The following is a 1,599-nucleotide window of genomic DNA, read 5'->3' as shown; positions in this document are numbered from 1 at the left end:
AAAACCGCCAATATAGCCTATAGCGTTATAAAAAATGCTGAAGAATATTATAATGGAGAGATAAGGGATTTTGAAGAAGTAGGGGTAAAGGCACTAGATCAATATACATTAGAATATACCCTAAAAAATCCTACACCTTATTTTTTATCCATGCTTACCTATGTATGTTTCTTTCCAGCTAATGGTCAATTCTTAGAAGAAGTAGGAGACAAATTTGGTACAGATAATATTAATTTTCTATACAACGGAGCTTATATAATGGAGACCTTTGAACCTCAAAATAGAAGGGTATTAGTAGCAAACGATAAATACTGGGATAAAGAAAATATCCACATTAAAAAATTAGTCCATACCTATAATAAAGAAGCTGGTACATTAGCGCCAGAGTTGTTCTTACGTGGGGAGATAGATTATGCAGATATTTCTTCGGATATTTTAGATGAATGGATGAATGACCCAGAGAAAGAAGCACAAATTCGACCAAATAGAACCGGTTTTTACTCTTATTTTTACTGCTTAAATTTCGATCCTCAGTTTCCAGCAGAGTACGAACCAGATAATTGGAAGATTGTAGTCAACAATAAAAATTTCCGAAAATCCATATTTCATGCCCTAGATAGAAAAGCAGCTATGCTAACGGCAGAACCTTATGATCCAGAAAAGAGAATAAGCAATACGGTAACTCCTAGGAACTTTGTGGATTTAGAGGGAGTAGATTATACTCAATTAGGTAGTTTGGCTGAGTTTACAAATAATGATACCTTTGATGCAAAATTAGCTTTAGAATATAAAGAAAAAGCTTTAGAAGAATTACAAGGCAAAGCTACATTTCCTGTTAAGGTACTGATGCCTTATAATACAGGTTCAAGTGAATGGGCTAATAGGGCTCAAGTAATAGAACAGCAAATGGAAAGTCTATTAGGAACAGATTATATAGATATAATAATTGACCCTAAGCCACCTACAGGATTTCTGCAAGAAGTAAGACGATCTGGAAACTATGCCTTCCTAGAATGTAACTGGGGACCAGATTATGCTGACCCTGAAACTTACACGGATCCATTTAGCCCAGATGGTACTTATAACTGGCCTCATCTAGCTGAAGGCTATAAAGAATCTAACGGTAAAAACATCTATGAAAATATGGTAAATGAAGCTAAAGCTGAAGTTATTGATTTAGAAGAAAGATATAATCTATTTGCAGAAGCAGAAGCGTTTTTAATTGGAGAAGCTTTTATTATTCCATATGCTGTTGGTGGAGGAGGTTATTCTGCTTCTAGATTGAACCCATTTGAGTCTCTATATTCACCATTTGGAGTATCTGCTGAAAGATTTAAAGGACAGATGGTAATGGATAAACCAATGAATTCAGAACAATTTACAGAGGGATTAGAAAGATGGGAGAAAGAAAGGGCAGAGGCTTTGAAAAAAGCTGGCAAGTAGCAAATTACAATTGACAATGGACAGTAGATAATTGGGTAGGGCGGCCTTTGGCCGCCTAACAACTAGGAAGGAGGGGGAGCATGTTAAAGTATTCACTTAAAAGGTTATTTCAATCTTTAATAACATTATTTATTGTAATAACGGTAGTATTTCTTC

At 35.1% G+C, this 1,599-nt stretch carries 1 protein-coding gene; it reads left to right on the top strand.

Features of this window, described 5'->3' with window-relative positions:
- Positions 1-1,443, top strand: a 1,443-nt coding sequence (locus tag C3E89_RS03040) for a peptide ABC transporter substrate-binding protein (protein WP_236911024.1), incomplete at its 5' end; no start/stop codon positions are given.
- Positions 1,444-1,599: the final 156 nt, after the last annotated feature.

It is taken from the genome of Clostridium sp. Cult1 (genome assembly GCF_021655095.1).
Lineage (GTDB): Bacteria > Bacillota > Clostridia > Tissierellales > Tepidimicrobiaceae > Schnuerera.
This window is presented reverse-complemented; position numbering and strand designations above follow the sequence as displayed.